The sequence below is a fragment of the Luteibacter sp. P4_E6 genome (genome assembly GCF_056401535.1).
The window spans coordinates 1-18,357 of sequence record NZ_JBFUJE010000014.1 but is presented as its reverse complement, the minus strand read 5'-3'; the positions used below and the strand labels follow the sequence as shown (position 1 = coordinate 18,357).

21 protein-coding genes are annotated in these 18,357 nt (G+C 65.0%); 6 read left to right on the top strand and 15 right to left on the bottom strand.

Annotated elements, in window-relative coordinates; genetic code table 11:
- Positions 1–63: 63 nt before the first annotated feature.
- A complete protein-coding gene (locus AC1DT2_RS02255) occupies positions 64–531 on the top strand; it encodes a Dps family protein (protein ID WP_063573606.1) in 468 nt (155 codons plus the stop codon).
- 122 nt (positions 532–653) lie between these two features.
- On the opposite strand, the gene dgoD is transcribed toward AC1DT2_RS02255, so the two are convergent.
- Genes dgoD through AC1DT2_RS02215 form a run of 8 tightly spaced genes read right to left on the bottom strand, consistent with a single transcriptional unit; the run spans position 654 to position 8,683 of the window.
- The gene (gene dgoD / locus AC1DT2_RS02250) at positions 654–1,805 is read right to left on the bottom strand and encodes a galactonate dehydratase (protein WP_213949264.1); all 1,152 of its coding nucleotides are present in this window, start codon (positions 1,803–1,805) and stop codon (positions 654–656) included.
- Between the two features lie 2 nt (positions 1,806–1,807).
- A complete protein-coding gene (locus AC1DT2_RS02245; RefSeq protein ID WP_477293951.1) occupies positions 1,808–2,419 on the bottom strand; it encodes a 2-dehydro-3-deoxy-6-phosphogalactonate aldolase in 612 nt (203 codons plus the stop codon).
- Position 2,420: 1 nt separating this feature from the next.
- On the bottom strand, positions 2,421–3,233 hold the full coding sequence (locus tag AC1DT2_RS02240; RefSeq protein ID WP_477293949.1) for an SDR family oxidoreductase: 813 nt from the start codon (positions 3,231–3,233) through the stop codon (positions 2,421–2,423).
- The gene (locus AC1DT2_RS02235; RefSeq protein ID WP_213949265.1) at positions 3,230–4,126 is read right to left on the bottom strand and encodes an SMP-30/gluconolactonase/LRE family protein; all 897 of its coding nucleotides are present in this window, start codon (positions 4,124–4,126) and stop codon (positions 3,230–3,232) included. Before AC1DT2_RS02235 ends, AC1DT2_RS02240 begins: the two co-directional genes overlap by 4 nt.
- Positions 4,126–5,130, bottom strand: coding sequence for an L-arabinose ABC transporter permease AraH (araH, locus tag AC1DT2_RS02230; RefSeq protein ID WP_477293946.1), 1,005 nt, complete (start codon positions 5,128–5,130; stop codon positions 4,126–4,128). Before araH ends, AC1DT2_RS02235 begins: the two co-directional genes overlap by 1 nt.
- A gap of 3 nt (positions 5,131–5,133) precedes the next feature.
- Positions 5,134–6,660, bottom strand: coding sequence for an L-arabinose ABC transporter ATP-binding protein AraG (gene araG, locus AC1DT2_RS02225; RefSeq protein WP_063571168.1), 1,527 nt, complete (start codon positions 6,658–6,660; stop codon positions 5,134–5,136).
- 2 nt (positions 6,661–6,662) lie between these two features.
- Positions 6,663–7,655 carry an arabinose ABC transporter substrate-binding protein gene (locus tag AC1DT2_RS02220; protein WP_063571167.1) on the bottom strand — a complete coding sequence of 331 codons (993 nt, stop codon included), beginning with the start codon at positions 7,653–7,655 and terminating at the stop codon, positions 6,663–6,665.
- A gap of 29 nt (positions 7,656–7,684) precedes the next feature.
- A complete protein-coding gene (locus AC1DT2_RS02215) occupies positions 7,685–8,683 on the bottom strand; it encodes a 2-dehydro-3-deoxygalactonokinase (RefSeq protein ID WP_213949267.1) in 999 nt (332 codons plus the stop codon).
- A 26-nt stretch (positions 8,684–8,709) separates the two neighbouring features.
- On the opposite strand from AC1DT2_RS02215, the gene AC1DT2_RS02210 reads away from it, so the two are divergent.
- Positions 8,710–9,666, top strand: a complete 957-nt coding sequence (locus tag AC1DT2_RS02210; protein ID WP_157503910.1) for a LysR substrate-binding domain-containing protein — start codon at positions 8,710–8,712, stop codon at positions 9,664–9,666.
- A 111-nt stretch (positions 9,667–9,777) separates the two neighbouring features.
- Here AC1DT2_RS02210 and AC1DT2_RS02205 read toward each other — a convergent pair whose 3' ends face one another.
- From AC1DT2_RS02205 to rpsU, 5 genes are all read right to left on the bottom strand, one after another.
- Positions 9,778–10,392, bottom strand: coding sequence for a DedA family protein (locus AC1DT2_RS02205; protein WP_063571164.1), 615 nt, complete (start codon positions 10,390–10,392; stop codon positions 9,778–9,780).
- 91 nt (positions 10,393–10,483) lie between these two features.
- On the bottom strand, positions 10,484–12,223 hold the full coding sequence (gene dnaG, locus AC1DT2_RS02200; RefSeq protein ID WP_477293941.1) for a DNA primase: 1,740 nt from the start codon (positions 12,221–12,223) through the stop codon (positions 10,484–10,486).
- 52 nt (positions 12,224–12,275) lie between these two features.
- A complete protein-coding gene (locus AC1DT2_RS02195; RefSeq protein ID WP_477293939.1) occupies positions 12,276–12,449 on the bottom strand; it encodes a DUF1328 domain-containing protein in 174 nt (57 codons plus the stop codon).
- Between the two features lie 216 nt (positions 12,450–12,665).
- Positions 12,666–13,109 (bottom strand): GatB/YqeY domain-containing protein, encoded by a 444-nt coding sequence (locus AC1DT2_RS02190; protein WP_477293937.1) that lies wholly within the window; start codon positions 13,107–13,109, stop codon positions 12,666–12,668.
- Positions 13,110–13,247: 138 nt separating this feature from the next.
- The gene (gene rpsU, locus AC1DT2_RS02185) at positions 13,248–13,463 is read right to left on the bottom strand and encodes a 30S ribosomal protein S21 (protein ID WP_029213735.1); all 216 of its coding nucleotides are present in this window, start codon (positions 13,461–13,463) and stop codon (positions 13,248–13,250) included.
- A gap of 60 nt (positions 13,464–13,523) precedes the next feature.
- Here rpsU and tsaD point away from each other — a divergent pair, with 60 nt between their 5' ends.
- The 4 genes from tsaD (at position 13,524) to AC1DT2_RS02165 (ending at position 16,490) form a co-directional block, all read left to right on the top strand.
- The gene (tsaD, locus tag AC1DT2_RS02180) at positions 13,524–14,570 is read left to right on the top strand and encodes a tRNA (adenosine(37)-N6)-threonylcarbamoyltransferase complex transferase subunit TsaD (RefSeq protein WP_477293961.1); all 1,047 of its coding nucleotides are present in this window, start codon (positions 13,524–13,526) and stop codon (positions 14,568–14,570) included.
- A gap of 105 nt (positions 14,571–14,675) precedes the next feature.
- A complete protein-coding gene (folB, locus tag AC1DT2_RS02175; RefSeq protein ID WP_063571469.1) occupies positions 14,676–15,035 on the top strand; it encodes a dihydroneopterin aldolase in 360 nt (119 codons plus the stop codon).
- A complete protein-coding gene (gene folK, locus AC1DT2_RS02170; protein ID WP_477293933.1) occupies positions 15,032–15,550 on the top strand; it encodes a 2-amino-4-hydroxy-6-hydroxymethyldihydropteridine diphosphokinase in 519 nt (172 codons plus the stop codon). Before folB ends, folK begins: the two co-directional genes overlap by 4 nt.
- Positions 15,551–15,635: 85 nt before the next feature.
- On the top strand, positions 15,636–16,490 hold the full coding sequence (locus tag AC1DT2_RS02165) for a DUF6159 family protein (RefSeq protein ID WP_213949273.1): 855 nt from the start codon (positions 15,636–15,638) through the stop codon (positions 16,488–16,490).
- Between the two features lie 113 nt (positions 16,491–16,603).
- Here AC1DT2_RS02165 and AC1DT2_RS02160 read toward each other — a convergent pair whose 3' ends face one another.
- Both AC1DT2_RS02160 and AC1DT2_RS02155 read right to left on the bottom strand, forming a co-directional pair.
- Positions 16,604–17,341, bottom strand: coding sequence for a pteridine reductase (locus AC1DT2_RS02160; protein WP_477293931.1), 738 nt, complete (start codon positions 17,339–17,341; stop codon positions 16,604–16,606).
- A 50-nt stretch (positions 17,342–17,391) separates the two neighbouring features.
- Positions 17,392–18,357: hypothetical protein (locus tag AC1DT2_RS02155; protein WP_477293929.1), on the bottom strand; the 966-nt coding region annotated here is incomplete at its 5' end.

Genomic DNA, 18,357 nt, shown 5'->3' with positions numbered 1-18,357 from the left:
CGTGAGCCCGTCCGATCGTTAAAATTTCGGTCCAAGAAAGAAAAACCCAAGGAGAGTCGCCACATGGCCATCGATATCGGTATTGCCAAGAAAGACCGTGAAGCGGTCGCGAAGCACCTGTCCAAGCTGCTCGCGGACACCTACTCGCTGTACCTGAAGACGCATAATTTCCATTGGAACGTGACGGGACCGCAGTTCAACAGCCTGCACGCCATGTTCGAGGTCCAGTACAACGCCCTGTGGCTGGCTGCCGACGAAGTGGCCGAGCGCATCCGTATCCTCGACGTGTTCGCGCCGGGCTCCTACAGCCAGTTCGGCAAGCTGACCTCGATCAAGGAAGAGGCGGGCGTCCCGGAGTGGAAGGATATGGTCGCCCAGCTGGTAGAGGGTCACGAAATCGCCGCCGCCACGGCCCGCGACACCATTAAGGGTGCCGAAGCCGCCGGTGATGAAGGTACCGCCGACATGGTCACCGGGCGCCTGAAGGACCACGAAAAGACCGCCTGGATGCTCCGCTCGCTGCTGAAATAAGCAGAGCCGCGTAGCCGGCCTCGTCCCTGTAGGAGCCGATTCATCGGCGATTGGGTGCTCGCGGCAMCCTTGCCCGCTGCCGCGGGATCGCCGATGAATCGGCTCCTACACAAAGGCCGTTCTTACCATTCGGCGACCGATCCATCCGGGTGCCGCCACAGCGGATTCCGCCAATCGGCCGCTTCACGGCTGCGCTCGATCACCAGTTCCTCGTTCACTTCGATACCGAGGCCGGGTCCGGTAAACGGCTGCGCGTAGCCGCCATCGTCGAGCTTCAGCGCGTCCTTGTTGAGCACGTAGTCGAGGACTTCGCCGCCCTTGTTGTAATGGATGCCCATGCTCTGTTCCTGCAGCGTGGCATTCCAGCTGACGAAGTCCACATGCAGGCAGGCCGCGAGCGCGATGGGGCCGAGCGGGCAGTGCGGCGCGAGCGCCACGTCGTACGCTTCGGCCATCGCGGCGATCTTCACGCATTCGGTGATGCCACCGGCGTGCGAGAGATCCGGCTGCAGGATGGAAATGCCACCACGTTCGAGCACGTGCTTGAACTCGTAGCGCGAGTACATGCGTTCGCCCGCGGCGATCGGAATGGAGGTCTGCTCGGCGATGCGCGGGTAGTACTCGGCCTGCTCGGCAAGGACGGGTTCTTCGATGAAGAGTGGACGGAAGGGCTCCAGTTCTTTCACCAGCACCTTGGCCATCGGCGCCGAGACGCGGCCATGGAAATCCAGGCCGAACTCGATGGTGTTGCCGAAGGCCTCGCGAATTTCGGCCACGCGCGCGACGGCGGCGTCGACCGCCTTGCTCGAAGCGATGATGCTCAGCTCTTCGCAGCCGTTCATCTTGAACGTGTCGAAGCCGTGCGCCATGCGCTCGCGGATCTGCGCGATGACGTCGGCGGGACGATCGCCGCCGACCCAGCAATAGGTTTTCATGCGGTCACGCACGCGGCCGCCGAGCAGCTCGAACACCGGGGCATTCAGCACCTTGCCCTTGATGTCCCAGAGCGCCTGGTCGATACCGGCGATGGCGCTCATGAACACGGCGCCGCCACGATAGAAGCCACCGCGATACATCGCCTGCCAGAGGTCGTTGATGCGCGAAGGGTCCTTGCCGATGACGAACTCGGAGAGCTCCGACACGGCGGCTTCGACGGTGCGTGCGCGGCCTTCGATGACCGGCTCGCCCCAGCCGACGACACCCTCGTCGGTTTCGACCTTGAGGAACATCCAGCGGGGCGGGACACGGTAGGTGGTGAGCTTGGTGATCTTCATGGTCAGTTCGAGCGATAGGCTTTGACGAAAGCGGCGGCCTGTTCGCGGGTGCGCGAGACGGGCTGGCCGGGCTTGTAGAGGTCGCCGCCCAGGCCCGCGCCGATGCAACCGGCATCGAGGAACTGGCCGAGATTCTCGGGTGTGACACCGCCCACAGCGAGCAGGGGCACATCCGGCGGCAACACCGCCCGGATCGCCTTGATGTACGACGGACCGAGATTGGACGACGGGAACAGCTTGAGCGACTGCGCACCGGCGGCCAGCGCGGCGAACGCTTCGCTCGGCGTCATGAAGCCGATGGCGGTGTAAAGACCGCGGCGCCGTGCATGACGGATGACGTCGGGATCGGTGTTCGGCGTGACCATGAGATGACCGCCCAGGTCGGCAACCTGGCCGGCGAGATCCACGCTGAGTACCGTACCCGCACCGACGAGCGCGCGATCACCGGCTGCGCGCACGGCCAGCGGGATGCTGGTCTGCCAGTCCGGCGAGTTGAGCGGGATCTCGATGGCGTCGAACCCGGCTTCGATCAGTGCTTCGACGTGCTCGACGACATCCTTGGGCGTGATGCCACGCAGGATGGCGATGAGCGGTAGCGCGGTGGGCCAGGCCATATCAGTTCTCGTGGTAAAGCTGTGAGCGGCCGCCGTCGATACGGATATCGGCGGCGTTGATGTAGCGCGCCTCGTCGGAAGCGAGGAAGAGTGCAGTGTAAGCAACTTCTTGCGGTTCGCCGATCCGCTTGTTCGGCAGGATATCCGTCTGGCGTTTCCGTTCCGCGGCGGGATCCGGCGCGGCAGCGAAGCCGGCCTCGGCGATGGCGGTGAGGATAAGGCCCGGCGAGATCGAATTCACGCGGATGCCGCGGGCGGCGTACTCGATGCCCAGTGCCTTGGTCAGGCCGATCAGGCCATGCTTGGCAACGGGATAGGGAAAACAGTGCGGAATGATCTTGTGGCCGTGCACGGATGCGATGTTCACGATGCTGCCGTGACCGACCTCGAGCATGCCCGGCAGGACGGCCCTGGCGCAATTCCAGGCGCCTTTGAGGTCCACGTCGAAGCAACGTGTCCACTCGTCCTCGGTAAGCGACAGCGGGTCGTTGAAGACGTTGATGCCGGCATTGTTGATGAGGACGTCGGGCGGGCCGAACCGTTCCGTGGCCGCGGCGACCATGCGGGCGATGGCTGCGGCGTCGGTCACGTCGGCCTCGAACAACATGGCGTCGTCCGTGTTCAGATCGGCCAGCGTGGCACGTGCCTGCGCGTTGTCCTCAAGCACGTTGAGCACCACTTTCGCGCCATGGGCGGCGAAGAGCTTCGCGGTTGCCGCGCCGATGCCCTGCGTGGCGCCGGTGACGATGGCGACCTTGCCAGCCAGTCGCGGGAGGGGTGTCGTGCGCGGATCGGCTTGTGTCGCAGTACTCATGCCTGGGTTCCTTGCCCGTAGCGGGCCTCTGGCAGCCCGCGCCCTCGCGCCGGCGTACCGATGAATATAGCGCCGTTCAGCGGTTCGGCACGGACGACAGCGTCGTCGAGGCCCTTGCTGGCCGATGTGATGACCAGGCGGTCCAGCGTGGGACCGATGAAGGCCACGCAGCTCGGCTGACGGGCAGGCAGCTCAATGGTCATGTCCACGCGTCCGTCCGGCGCATAGCGCAGGACGCGCGATCCACCCCACTGGGTGTTCCAGACGAAGCCTTCGGCATCGACCGTCGAGCCGTCGGGCTCGAGGCCCTTCTCAAGCTGGACGAACTCGCGAATGTGCTCCACCTCGCCGCTGGCCGCGTCGTAGCGACAGGCCATGATCTTCGCCGTGGGCGAGTCGGTGAAGTACATCGTTTCACCGTCCGGGCTGAAGCAGATGCTGTTGGTGATGGCGGCCTTGGGCAGGGCGAGCCGGGCCAGCTTGCCCTCGCGCGAATACCGCCAGAACGAGGCGACCTGTTCCGGCCCGCGCTCGTTGAGCGTGCCGAAGATCAGGTTGCCGCCGCGATCGCAGCGACCGTCATTGGCGCGCGTACCCGGCAGCTCCGGCTCGATGTCCTCGAGCACCACGAGGGACCCGGCGACACGCGTGTCGAAGCGGGCGAGTTGCTTCTCGAGGGCGAGCAGCAGCACGCCGGGCTCGTCGGTCAGGGCGAAACAGCACAGGCGAGCGGGCAGGCTCGTCTCGGTCGTGGCCCCCGTGGTCGGGTCATACGTGTAGAGCCGCGACGCGCCGATGTCGGTCCAGCGGACCAGGCCCATCAAGTCGTCCCAGATCACGCCTTCGGCGTGGGCCTGTCGATGGGCGGAGAGGGGAATGAAGGTGTCTGTCATCAGCGGGATTGCCTCCGGTTCTTGAGCTGGTCCACCAGCACCGCAATCAGCAGGATCGTGCCGCGGACGAGATACTGGTAGAAGGCGTCGATGTTCATGAGACTCATCGCATTCTGCACAGTGCCCATGATGAGAACGCCAACGAGCACGCCGCTAATGCTCGCACGGCCGCCCATGAGCGACACGCCGCCCAGCACGCAGGCCGAAATCACGTTCAACTCGAAGCCCTGGCCGGCGTTCGGCTGGCCGCTGGTCATGCGCGAGGCGAGGATGATGCCCGCCAGTGCCGCCACCAGGCCCTGGATCAGGAAGATGGCGATGCGTACGCGGTCCACCGAGACACCGGCAAGGCGTGCCGCGTCCGGATTGCCGCCGATCGCGAGGGTATTGCGGCCGTAGATCGTCTTGTTCAGCAGGACACCGAAGACCACGAAGCAGGCCAGGGTGACCCAGACCGGCACAGGCAGGCCGAACAGCTCGGCGCTACCGAGGGTGAAGAAAGCTTCGCTGGTGACACCGACCGCCTGGCCCTGCGAGGTGATGAAGGCGAGGCCGCGGACGATTTCCATGGTCGCCAGCGTCGTGATCAGCGCGTTGATATTGAGCTTGGCGATCACCACGCCGTTGACGAAGCCGATCAGCGCACCGGCGACCAGGCTGGCGGCGATGCCCAGCGCGACACTGCCGGTGGCGTTGGAGACGATGGCGCAGCAGACGCCGGCGAAGGCGACGGTCGAGCCGACCGAAAGATCGAAGTCACGCGAAGCCAGGCAGAACATCATCGTGCAGGCGACCATGCCGATCTGCGAGACCGACAGGGCGAGGCCAACGATGTTGTCCCATGAGAAGAAGTACTGCACCGTGGCGCTCAGCACGCCGAACAGCACGATGAAGATGCCGATGAGGCTGTAATCGTCGACGACGCGCCAGAACAWGGCGCGTCGGCGCGCGTCGGGCGTTTCGGCTTGCTTCGCGCCGATAGCGGCGGCGTTGGTCTCGGTCATGGCTCAGGTGTTCCTCATCGGGGTGGCGCTGGCGCCTTCGGGAAGCGCGGCGGCGAGCACGTCCGCCTCGTTCGCCTCGGTACGTTGGAACTGCGCGGTGATCCGGCCACGGCACATGGTGACGACGCGGTCGGACACGCCGAGCACTTCGGGCAGTTCGCTGGAAATGACCACCACGGCCACGCCACGTTCGGCGAGTTCGTAGAGGACGTTATAGATCTCGTTCTTGGCGCCCACGTCGATGCCACGGGTGGGCTCGTCGACAATGAGCACACGCAGGTCTTTCTCAGCCAGCCAGCGCGAGAGCACGGCTTTCTGTTGGTTGCCGCCCGAGAGCAGGCGAATCTCCTGGCGTCGGTTCGGCGTACGAATGCGCAGGCGATCGATATAGGTGTCGGCGACTTTCGCCTCGTTACGGTCGTTGACGAACAGGCCCGCGACGAGGTGGTTGCGCCGCGCGCTGATGTTGATGTTCTCCGATACCGAGCGCACGCCGATGATGCCGTCTTCCTTGCGGTCTTCCGGGCAGAACACCAGGCCATGCTGGATCGAGTCGCGGATATGCGAGGCCTTGATCGCCTCACCGTCCACGTGCACCGCACCCGCGGTGCGCCGGTCCGCGCCATAGATCACGCGCATCACTTCGCTACGACCCGCACCGACGAGGCCGAAGAAGCCGACGATCTCACCCGCCTTCACCTCAAAACTGACCGGTGCCGGGACGGCACGTCCCGTCACGCCCTGCACGGCGAGACGCACCTTGCCGTGTTCGCGCGGTCGGTAACCGAAGATGTCACTGATCTCGCGGCCGACCATGCGCTGCACGAGCTGGTCGCGGGTGACGCCTTCGAGCGTGTCGAAGTCGGCCACCTTGCGGCCGTCGCGGAAGATCGTCGCTGCGTCGCAGAGTTCGAAGATCTCGTCGAGCCGATGCGAGATGTAGATCATCGCCTTGCCCTGCGCACGCAGGTCGCGCACGAGGCGGAAGAGGACTTCGGTCTCGCGGTGGGACAGCGAGCTGGTCGGTTCGTCGAGGGCGAGGATCTTCGCGTCGCGAAGGATCGCCTTGACGATCTCGACCATCTGGCGCTGGCCGATCGAAAGCTGCTTGAGCTTCGCGCGTGGATCGAGATCCACGCCGAGGGCATCGAGTTTCTCGCGGGTCCAGGCGAGCGCCTTGCGGCGGTCGACCAGGCCGAAACGTGTGGGTAGCCGGCCGATCAGCAGGTTCTCCATGACCGAGAGTTCCGGTACGTACTGGAGCTCCTGGTGGATCACTGCCACACCGGAGGCAATGGCGTCGGCGGCCTTGCGGAAATGCTTCGCCTGGCCGTCGATCGCCACCTCGCCCTCGTCGGGGATGTACTCCCCGCCGAGGATTTTCATCATCGTGGACTTGCCTGCCCCGTTCTCACCGAGCAGGCCGTGCACGCTACCGGCGCGCACGGCGAAGCTGACATCACCGAGCGCACGCACGCCCGGAAAGGTCTTCCCGATATGCCGGAATTCCAGGCGTGGTGCGTCGGTCATCGTCAAAGACCCATTTCCTTACGGATTTCGGCGACATTGGCGCGGGTGGTGAGCATGCCGGTGGTCAGGGTGAGCGGCGGCGGAGCCTTGCCGTTCTTGACCCACTCGTACATATTCACCGAGGTCTCATAACCATGACGCTTCGGGCTGATCAGCACGCTGCCGAAGAAACCCGTGGGTTCGGCCTTGGCGAACTCGTTAAGCGCCGACTTGCTGCCGCCGATGCCCACGCCGATCATGTTGTCGGCGCGGAAACCGCGACCTTCCGCGGCACGCACGGCACCGAGCACAGCTTCGTCGTTCAGGCCGAAAGCGATCCAGTGCTTGAACTTCGGGTTCTGCGTGATCGCGATGTTCGCCGCGTTGAACGCGTTCTCGGTATCGGTCTTGGCTTCGGGTGCGTTGATCACGTTGGCCTTGGGGAACCCGGCCGCGGTGAGCGCAGCCACGGCGCCATCGGTGCGGTCCTTGGCTGTGGGCAGCTGGTCGTAGGAGATGCGCAGCGCACCGGTCTCTTCCGGCTTCCAGCCACGCTTCTTCATTTCGGCGGCGATAGCCTGGCCGACCTGCTCACCGATCTTGCTCGCCGAGATGCCCATGTGCGGCACGGCTTCGATCGGCTTGCCGGAACCGTCGATAAGGCGGTCGTCGACCGTCATCAGCTTGAGGTTGTCGATTTTGGCTTTGGCCACGATGGACGGACCGAGCTTCACGTCCGGCGTGCAGATGATGAAACCCTGCGCGTGCTGAGCCTTCAGGTTGTCGATGGCGGTGAGCACCGTGCCACCATCGGGCGCGGCGATCTTGACCAGGGTGAAGCCCTTTTCCTTGGCGGCCTGCTCGGCGTACTTCCACTCGTCCTGGAACCAGGGTTCCTCGGCCTGCTTGACGACAAAACCGATCTTGACCGGCTCATCGGCCGCGAAGGCCGGTGCGGAGGCCATGGCCAGTGCCACGGCAAGGGCGCGTAGGCCCAGGGCAATCTTCATCTTCATGCGTTCCCTCCTCGAATGACTCGTTGTTTTCAGTCGACCAGGCCGCGACGACGGGCAACGGCAATGGCGCCGTATCCCGCAAGGTCGCGCTGTTCGTCATCGCCCAGCACCGTGACGGTGCCGGAGAAGAAATCGTCGCCCTCGACCAGCCGCGCGATCGCTTCGCGCAGGATGGGCTTGCCGCTGACGACGAAGCGTGTACCCGGACTCATCCGGATCGCGCTGGAATTCTTGAGCGTGAGCAGGTCGGAGCCGAGCACGGCGCCGAGCAGGAAGTTCGCGCGCGCGTTGGCGTCGTACACGGCGAACTGGTCGAGGATGCGCACGCTGAAGCAGGCGCGGCCCAGACCGATCTTGTTCGCCGAAGCAGCGCCAGCCAGCAGCATTTCAGGATCGATGCGCTTGGCGAAGCCTTCTTTCAGCGAGCCGGCAAGAATGGTGTCATGCGAGATCACGTGCAGCAGCTCACCCGCCAGCGTGGTCACGCAGCCATCGATGCGGCGGTCCTTGTCGATGCTGACGAACTTCGAATGCGAGCCCGGCAGCACCACCACTGTCGGTTCGTTGAGGCCGAGGCGCTCGACAAGGGCGAACGACTCGACCTCCTCGCCACGCATCATGTCCATCGCTTCGCAGTTGTGCAGGCCGATGTGCTCGACCGCGTTGCGTACGCCGGGAACGAACCAGATCGGCGCATGCCAGACGTTCTCGACACGGTGTTCGCGCATGGCCCTGGCCATATCATCGATCCCTGCCGGGGCCGGTACGTGCGGAATTTCGCACAGCCCGACATTCGAGGTGATCATGCCGGAGGCCACGGCAAGGCCGATATCGGTGCGTTCGAGCTGGGCCGAAACCAGCGCCTCGGCGATGGTTTCGCGGAGGCTATCCTCGAGTTTCTTCGTGCTGCCGGTGATCGCGGTATCGCGCACACCGACCTGCCGCGCGGCCTGCGCGACCACCTCGCCGTCGGTCCAGACGGTGACGCGGGTGTTGGTGGTACCGGTGTCGATGGTGAGGATGTTCATCGCGGGTCCGTTCGAAAGCGCCACGGATGATTGGCGGCACCTGTCGAGACAGGCAAACTAGAATTTCTCCGGGGCTTCCCCAAGTTTTTTTGAATGAGTCCGCAATGAAGCGCTCGTTACCTCTCAACGCCGTGCGAGTCTTCGAACTTGCAGCGCAACATTTGAGCTTCACCAAGGCCGGTGAAGAGCTCTCGTTGACGGCGGCTGCGGTCAGTGCGCAAGTCAAATTGCTTGAGGGGTACCTGGGCACAGCTCTTTTTGTGCGTAGCAACAATCGACTCTCGCTGACCGCCGCCGGGGAGAACTATTTCCCGCGAGTCCGCGACGTTTTTCGTGCGCTGCAACATGCCACCGACCAGGTGATGGGCGAGCGCAATGCCTCGTTGAGGGTCTCCGTACCGCCGACCTTCGGTACGAAATGGCTGGTACCGAGGCTTTTCCGCTTCTTTTCGAGGCACCCCGATATCGCCGTCGAGGTCGTCACCGACGGGGCGGACGAGGCAAGTTGGGACCTCGCTATCGACGATCGCCTGAGCGAAGGGGGTGACCAGTCCATCCTGGCCACCAGTGGATATACCCCCGTCTGCGCGCCGTCCCTCGCCGAGCGCATCCACGGCCCGGCCGACCTCGCCGACCACCTGTTACTGCACGAGCGGCCCGGTCGTCGCGCCGCGTCGGCAGTCAGTTGGGAGCAGTGGTTCGAGCGCGCCGGCCTGGAGACCGCCGTGGTCTCGCGCGACATGGGCTTCGGCGACGGCACGATGATGCTGCAGGCGGCGATCGAAGGGCAGGGCGTGGCGCTGGCGCAGAACCTGCTCGTCGCCTACGACCTCGCCGCAGGTCGACTCGCCGAGCCGTTCCGGATCGATGTGCCGCTTCAGCACACCTACTACCTGGCGATCTCGCGCGACGCGGTATCGCGTGAAGAGACCATGGTGTTCCGCGAGTGGCTGTTCGCCGAAGTGGGCCAGGGCTCTCTGTAGGAGCCGACTCATCGGCGATTGTGGGAGCCGCTTCAGCGGCGATAGCCAGGCCGCCTCAACCCCATCGCCGGCATAGCCGGCTCCCACACAAAGCGGGCTCTCACAAAAGCCTCAGCAGTCCCGAGTCGCCTTCTTGCGGCGCCACCACAACGCGGCGAGCGCGATCAGCGCAGCGGCGATGGCCAGCCAGATGCCGGTCTGTCCACGGTGGATCCACATGGCCAGCCATTCGTGGTTATGCGCACCGAAATAACCCAGGTACACCCACAGCGGCACGCTGATCGCCGCGGCCAGTCCGTCGAGCAGAAGGAAGCGGAAGAAACCCACGCGGTGGGTGGCCCCGGCGGTGATGAACACGGCGGTGCGCATGCCCGGCAGGAAGCGGGCGACGAACATCATGCGGTTGCCGTAGCGCTCGAACTTCTCCTGCACCTTGGCGTAGCGTTCGGGAGTGAGCAGGCGGGCAACGAAGCGCCAGCGCAGGATGCGCGCGCCGAAATGGCGCCCGAGCAGGAACATCGTGGAATCGCCGACCAGCACGCCCGCCATGCCGACGCCGACCATCGTATGGACGTCGCCGTAACCGAGGCCGGTGATGATGCCGCCAGCCACCAGGGTGATGTCTTCCGGCAGGGGCGCCCCTGCTCCGCAGAGCATCAGGGCGAGGAAAACAGCTGCGTAGCCGTTCTGCCCGAAAAGATCGACGAGGTGATTCAATAAATCCATCAGCGACGCGCAAGTCCGGTCCCGGCCGGTCCCTTCAGGGTACGAGGGTCGGATGATCCCACGGATCGCGTTAATCTCGCGGTGCAGCGCATCATTCGTCCACCGGGGTCGGTGCGGAGCGCGCAGCCAGCAGGACGCGTAGTTCGGCCTTTTCCGTATCGTCGAGAACGCCTTCGCGGCTACGGCCGATAAGGTACTCGCGGCGTTGTGTCACGGCCTGGCGTTGCATCTGATCCAGCGAACCCAGGAACTCGACTCGCTGCATATCGGCGTCGCCCACCACCTCGGCCTGCATGAGCTTTTGCAGAGAGGCGTACTCGGGCCGGTCAAGAAAATACTCAACCAGCACGGCGGGATTGATCCCTGGCCGGGAGCGCGCCACGTCGATCAGTTCCGACAGCAGGTTCACGCCGGGACGGTCCAGGCGCAGGAAGGCGTACGGCGGCTCGACCTCATCGGCCAGCGCCGGCTGCGCCAGGAGCAGGGTGATCGCGCTACGAACCAGGCTGCGCTGCACGTTGGCCGGGCGTACCTGGTTGGAGCGATTCGGCGCCGGCTCGGGCTCGAGCACGGCCTTGGCGCCCGTACGCCGCTCGAGCTCCTGGCCCATGAGGTCGCGGAAGGCGCCGTCAGGCAGTTTGGCGATGAGCGGGCGGGCGCGTTCAGCGAGGCGGGCGCGGCCGTCCAGGCGGGTGACGTCGACGTCCCTGGCGAGCTCTTCGAAGAAGTACTCGGACATCGGCATCGACTCCTTCATGCGCTTCTCGAAGCCGTCCTTGYCTTCCTTGCGTACCAGTGTGTCGGGATCTTCGCCGTCGGGCAGGAACAGGAAGTGGGCCTGGCGGCCGTCGCGCATGCGCGGCAGCACGGATTCCAGTGCGCGCCACGCCGCTGCCTTGCCGGCACGGTCGCCGTCGAAGCAGAAATAGACATCGGGCGCCGTACGGAAAAGCACTTCGGCATGTTCGGGCGTGGTCGCCGTGCCCAGTGTGGCGACGGCGATCGGCAGCCCCGCCTGGTGCAGGGCGATGACGTCCATGTAGCCCTCGACCACCATGATCCGGGTGACGGTCTGGTTCGCCTGTTTCACCTGCCACAGGGCGAACAGCTCCTTGCCCTTGTGAAAGAGGGGAGTCTCGGGCGAATTGAGATACTTGGGGCTCTGGTCCGACGACAACACGCGGCCGCCGAAGGCGATCACGCGGCCGCGGCGGTCGAGGATCGGGAACATCACCCGTTCACGGAACCGGTCATATTTGTTGCCGCGCTCGTTGCTGGCCACCATGCCGGCTTCATTGAGCAGCTGGCGCCGGCGATCGTTCGTGCCCAGGGCCTTCATCACGCCGTCGAAGCCAGCCGGTGCCCAGCCGATGCGGAAGCGTTTGACGATCTCGTCGTCCAGGCCGCGGCGGTCCACGTAGGACGTGGCCTCGGGGCTGTTTCCCAGCTCACGCTGGTAAAAGCTGGCGGCTTCGTCGAGCAGGGTATAGAGGTCGCTGCGATCTTCCCGCGGCTTGTCGTCGCGGTTGCCCTCGTACGGCACCTTCAGGCCGGCGGACTGAGCGAGCTCCTCGATCGCGTCGGGGAACTCGAGGCGGTCGTAGTCCATGAGGAACTTGATCGCACTGCCGTGGGCACCGCAGCCAAAGCAGTGAAAGAACTGCTTCTGCGGGCTCACGTAGAAGGAGGGCGAGCGCTCGTTGTGGAACGGGCAGCAGGCGGTCCACTCGCGTCCCGCCTTTTTCAGCGGGACGCGACGCTCGATCACGTCGACGATGTCGACGCGGGTCAGCAGTTCGTCGATGAAATTGTCGGGAATTCGGCCACGCATCAGTCGCCTAGGATGCCATGCATCCGCGTCCGAATGGAGACCGAATCACCGTTTAGAGCGCCAGGTGGAAGACACCGATGACGGCCAGGATCGCGATCACGAACAGGATCAGGAAGATGGCGAAACAGACCTTGGCGATCGTCGCGGCGAAGCCGGACACGCGGCTGAAGCCTAGCGCGCCGGTAACCAGCGCGATGAGGCCGAAGATGATGGCGTACTTAAGCATGGGATTCCTCCGTCAGCGCCGGAGGAACGTCCGCCAGCCGCGCGGCGGAGAATGATGACAAGCGTGTGGCGCCGTTGTGAAAGCCGATGCTGGGGCACCTGATATCGGGTGGCATCTTTTGTGGGAGCCGATTCATCGGCGACTGGGTGCTCGCGACACCCTGGCCCGCTGCCGCGGGATCGCCGATGAATCGGCTCCTACATGGCGGTGGCTCGCTTACGCGAGCTTTGCCTTAACTTTCCCTGCCACGGCAGCCATGTCCGCACGACTCGCCGCCTTTTCCTTGATCAGCGCAACCACCTTGCCCATGTCGCGTGCCGTGGTGGCACCCGATTCGGCAATGGCTGCGGCGATGATGGCGTCCAGCTCGGCTTCGTCGAGCTTGGCCGGCAGGTAAGCGCCGATCACGCCCATCTCGTAGCGCTCGATGGTGGACAGGTCGGTGCGACCCGCCTTATCGAACTGCTCGATGGAGTCGCGGCGCTGCTTCTGCATCTTTTCGAGCGCCGCCAGGACCTGGGCGTCGTCCAGCTCGATCCGCTCGTCGACTTCACGCTGCTGGATCTGGGCCTGGATCAGGCGGATCACGGCCAGGCGGTCCTTTTCACCGCTTTTCATGGCGGCTTTCATGTCTTCGGTGATCTTTGCCTTGAGACTCATGCGCTTTCTCCGGGACGACGAAAAGCCGGCTTTACCTTTCGGCAAAGCCGGCTCGGGATTTCCGCTCTGAATACACCGGGCAGCGCGCAGGGCGCCTGCCGAGGTACCATACCCGGTCGCGAAGGACCGGGATGGGCATCAGTACATGCGGGTCCGGCGCGTCGTGTCGCGGGACAGACGGCGCAGGTGACGCTTCACAGCAGCGGCGCGCTTGCGCTTACGCTCCTGGGTCGGCTTTTCATAAAATTCGCGCTTACGCGTTTCGGCCAGCACGCCAGCCTTCTCGCACGTACGCTTGAAGCGGCGGAGGGCAAGCTCGAAAGGCTCGTTCTCGCGGACTTTAACGCTCGGCATGGAAACTCCACTTGATTAAACTGACCCGGAGTACCCGGGCGAGCCGTGGATTATAACGTGATCGATTCGAAAATTTCAAAGCCTGTTTTGGGCGTGGAAACCTCCTGTGATGAAACAGGGGTGGCCCTGCTGCGCTGGGACCCTGAAATGCCGGGCCGCGGCCTGCTTTCCCATGCCCTTTTCAGCCAGATCGCCCTGCACGCCCAATACGGCGGCGTGGTGCCCGAACTGGCCAGCCGGGACCATGTCCGCAAGCTGGTTCCCTTGGTCCGTGAGGCCCTTAAGGAGGCCGGACTGACCCCGGCCGACCTCGGCGGGGTCGCCTATACGGCCGGGCCCGGCCTGGTCGGGGCCCTCCTGGTGGGCGCCTCGGCGGCCCGCGCCATGGCCTGGGCGCTCGGCGTACCGGCCATCGGTGTCCACCATATGGAAGGTCACCTGCTGGCGCCCCTGCTCGAAGACGATCCGCCGGAAACCCCGTTCGTGGCCCTGCTGGTCTCCGGCGGCCACTCGATGCTGGTCGAGGTCAAGGCGATCGGTGAGTACACCATCCTCGGCGACACCCTCGACGACGCCGCGGGCGAGGCCTTCGACAAGACGGCCAAGATGATGGGCCTTCCTTATCCGGGCGGTCCGGCCCTGGCCAAGCTTGCCGAGCAGGGCACCCCGGGCAAGTTCCGCTTCTCGCGCCCCATGATCGACCGGCCGGGGCTGGATTTCAGCTTCTCCGGCCTGAAGACCCAGGTGCTGCTGGCCTGGAAGGCGAGCGACCAGAGCGACCAGACCCGCGCCGATGTCGCGCGGGCCTTCGAGGAAGCCATCGTCGACACGCTGGCGATCAAGTGCCGGCGTGCGCTCGAGGCGACCGGTGCGAAGCGCCTGGTGATCGCCGGCGGTGTCGGTGCGAACAAGCGTCTTCGCGAGCAACTGGCCGAAGCCGGGGCAAAGGACGGGTTCCGGGTGTATTTCCCGCGTCTGGCCTTCTGCACCGATAACGGCGCGATGATCGCCCTCGCCGGGGCGATCCGTCTGGCGTCCGGCCAGCACCAGGACGCCACGATCGAAGTGCATCCGCGCTGGAGTCTGGAAAGCCTGCCCGCGGCCTGACAGGAGCGGCCTTACTTGCGCCGCCTTACTTGCGCCGCTCTACTTGCGCAATTCAAGTCGGTCGCGGACTCTGTAAGGCCCTCTTTAGCGCACCACGCCCCCTCCATGGATATCGTCTTCATCGAAGACCTGCGTATCGACGCGGTCATCGGCATCTACGACTGGGAACGCCGGATCCGGCAGACCCTGTCGTTCGATCTGGAAATGGCCTTCGACAACCGCCGGCCTGCCGCCAGCGATGACATCGCCGATACGCTCAACTACAAGTCGATCTCCAAGCGCCTGCAGTCGTATGTGGAAGCGTCGAGCTTCGGCCTGGTGGAGACCCTGGCGGAGCGCTGCGCCGACATCGTGCGCGAGGAGTTCGGCGTGGCCTGGGTGCGTTTGAAACTATCCAAACCCGGCGCCGTGCGCGGTGCCAAGGCGGTGGGTGTCCGCATCGAACGCGGCATCCGGCCGGAATGACCGCAACCGGCCGTGCGTACCTGAGCCTCGGCTCCAACATCGACGCGGAGCGCTGGCTTGCCGCTGCCGTTGCCGAGCTTCGTGCCCGCTTCGGCAAGATCGATGTCTCGCCGGTATACCGCAGCGCCGCTGTCGGCTTCGACGGCCCCGACTTCCTCAATCTGGCCGTGGCCATCGACAGCGATCTCGCCCCCGAGGCGTTGAACGACTGGCTGCATGCGCTCGAAGATCGCCACGGTCGCATCCGCGGGGGTGCGCGCTTTGGCTCCCGCTCGCTCGACGTGGACATCGTGCTTTACGACGATCTGGTCCTGAGCGGCAAGGGACATCTGAAGCTGCCGCGCGGGGAGCTGCGCCATGCCTTCGTGCTCAAGCCGATGGCGGACATCGCACCGTCCGTTCGCCATCCCGTCGACGGCCGGACCATGGCTGAGTTGTGGGCGGTTTTCCCGAAGGAACGCGAGCCGCTGACCGTCGATGATGCGTGCACCACGGCGGTCGGGGCTTCCCGCTAGGCGGTCCGCAGGCGAATGGCTCTGGCGAACTCCTGCCCCAAGGTGCTACAACGCGTTCCACCAAGGGGCCAAAGGGAATCGGGAAATGGGTAAGTTCGCACGCAGTTGGGCGCTCATGAAGGCGAGCGCCAACATCCTCCGTCAGGACAAGGAGCTGATGCTCTTTCCGCTGTTCGCGGGTCTGGCTTCGCTTGCCGTGATCGCCACCTTCGCGTGGCCGGTATTCACCCTCATCGCACATCACCGCGCCGGCTTCGAAGGCGAGCGTGGGCATGCCTCACCGATGTTCATGCTGGTGAGCTTCCTGTTCTACTTCGTCCAGTACACCGTGGTGATTTTCTTCAACACCGCGCTGGCGTCGGCCGCGATGATCCGCCTCGATGGCGGCAACCCGACCGTCGGCGACGGCATCCGCCTGGCCATGGGCAAGCTGCCGAACATCATCGGCTACGCGCTCATTGCCGCCACCGTGGGCATGATCCTTCGCGCGCTGCAGGAACGCTTCGGCATCATCGGTCGCATCGTCGTCGGCATGCTTGGTTTTGGCTGGACCGTGGCCACCTTCCTGGTCGTGCCGGTGCTCGCCGCGCAGGACGTCGGTCCGATCGACGCGATCAAGCGCAGCACGTCGCTGTTGCGGAGTACCTGGGGTGAAAACCTCATCGGTAACGCCGGCATCGGCGTGGCAGGCGGTCTGCTGACCTTTGGCCTGATCCTTATCAGCGCCATGCTCTTCTTCGGCGCCGTCGCGACACACTCCGTCGCGCTGATGTTCGTCGTCGGCGCCGCGGCTGTGATCGGCCTCGTCGCCCTCAGCCTGTTCCAGACCGCGATGCACGGCGTCTATTCCGCTGCGTTGTATCGCTTCGCCGAAGAAGGCGATCCGGGGCAGGGCTTCGATCGCGCCCTGCTGGAATCGGCGTTTCGCCCAAAGAAGTAATCGCCGGTACCTCTGGCGAACAAGGCCTCGACACACGTCGGGGCCTTCTCGTTTTTGTAGGAGCCGATTCATCGGCGATCCGCGCCAAAGGCGCGGCCCGCTCGCGACGCCCCTCAAATACTCAACGCCCTACCACCATCCACCCGAATGACCTGCCCCGTCGTGTAATGCGCATCCAGCAACAACCAGCGCACCGCCTCGGCCACGTCGTCCGGCTCGCCTTTGCGCGCCAGCGGCGTCTTCGCGATCAGCGCTTCCGCAGCTTCTTCAGGCTTGCCTGATGCGGGCCAGAGAATGGCTCCTGGCGCGACGGCATTCACGCGCACCTGCGGTGCGAGGTCTTTGGCGAGCGCCTGCGTCAGCATGACCAGCGCGGCCTTTGCCATCGAGTAGACGGTGTGCCCGGCAAGCGGTCGCTCGGCATAGATGTCGACGATGTTGACGATCGCCCCGCGCGCTTCACGCAGGGCTGGCGTCGCGGCTTGCGCGAGAAAGAACGGCGCGCGCGCGTTCGCGGCGAAGAGATCGTTCCAATGTGCAGCGGTGGTTTCGCCGATCGGCGTCGGGTAGAACGCCGAGGCGTTGTTGACGAGGCCATCGAGCCTGCCGAAGTGTTCGAGCACGGCGGCGATCAGTGCGCCAGGTGTGGCGTCGTCTTCAAGTGCACCCGGGAAAATAGCGGCACTGTCAGCCCGCGCGGCATTGAGTTCCTGGGCAAGCGCTTTGGCTTCGTCGGCCGAGCTCCTGAAGTGGATAGCGACGGCACAGCCGGCGGCATGCAGATGCCGCACGATGGCGGCACCGACGCGGCGCGCACCTCCGGTGACCAGGATGACCGGCTGCTTGTTCATCGCGACTCCCTTTTAATCCGCAGGGAGCTTGCCGCAAACAGGAGTGCGCGTCACGTTGCGGCTTTCGGTCTGCGCGCCGTGGATTTTTTGGCGGGAGCTCGGCGAGCGGTGGCTTTCTTGGCAGGAGCTCGGCCGGCTGTGGCTTTCTTCGTGGCTTTCTTTGCCGCTTTCTTCGGGGCCGGCTTAGCCGTGGTGGACGTCGCGACCTTGGTGCCTGCGGACTTGCGGGCGACGGCCTTCTTGGTGGTGGCGCGTTTTCGGGTGGCGGCGGGAATGGTTTTGCGGGCGGCCGACCTCGTGGCGGGCTTATCGCCGGCAGAGCCGGCTCCTACCGAGCGCGTAGCGGCGACCTTGGTCGTTGAGGCTTCGGCCGCGCGCGGCTTTGCCTTTTTGCCGGGCTCGCTGCCGTCGGGCTCGTCGTCGATGTGGATTTCGCCGCTGAAGAGGTCGATGGCGGTCTTCGCCACCTGGCCGGTGTCGTAGTAGGCATAGGCGCCCACGCCAAGTGCGCCGACGACGGGCAGCCAGCGGGAAATGCCTTTGCCGACGGCGCGCTTGGACACGCTCACGCCGATGCGTCCGGCCAGGCGCTGCAGCACGCTGGTGGCGGTGGTGCGGAAGACGAGGCGGTCGCCCACGCGGATGGCCACGTCACGGAAGGCCTGCGCAGCGGTGTGGCGAAACAGGCACCAGAGCATCTGCTCGCGGCCGAGCTTGGGGGTCTTGCCGTAAGCGGCGGCGATGTCGCTGACCAGCTGACCCTGGATGCGCCAGATGGCGACGAGTTCGGGCAGGACGGTCAACCAGCCGAACGGGCCGGGGGGCAGGGCGAGCGTGCCCGCCGTCAGGGCGGCCTTTTGCGCCGCGGAGGCAGCAAGACGGCGGCACTCTTCGGCGGCGTCACCTTTCACCCGGGGAATATCACTCGCGGGAATGCGGCTGACGAACTCGAGGATCGCCTTGGCGACGGGGCTTTCGCCTCGGTCGGCGGAGACGGGAACGATTTCCTTCGAGGT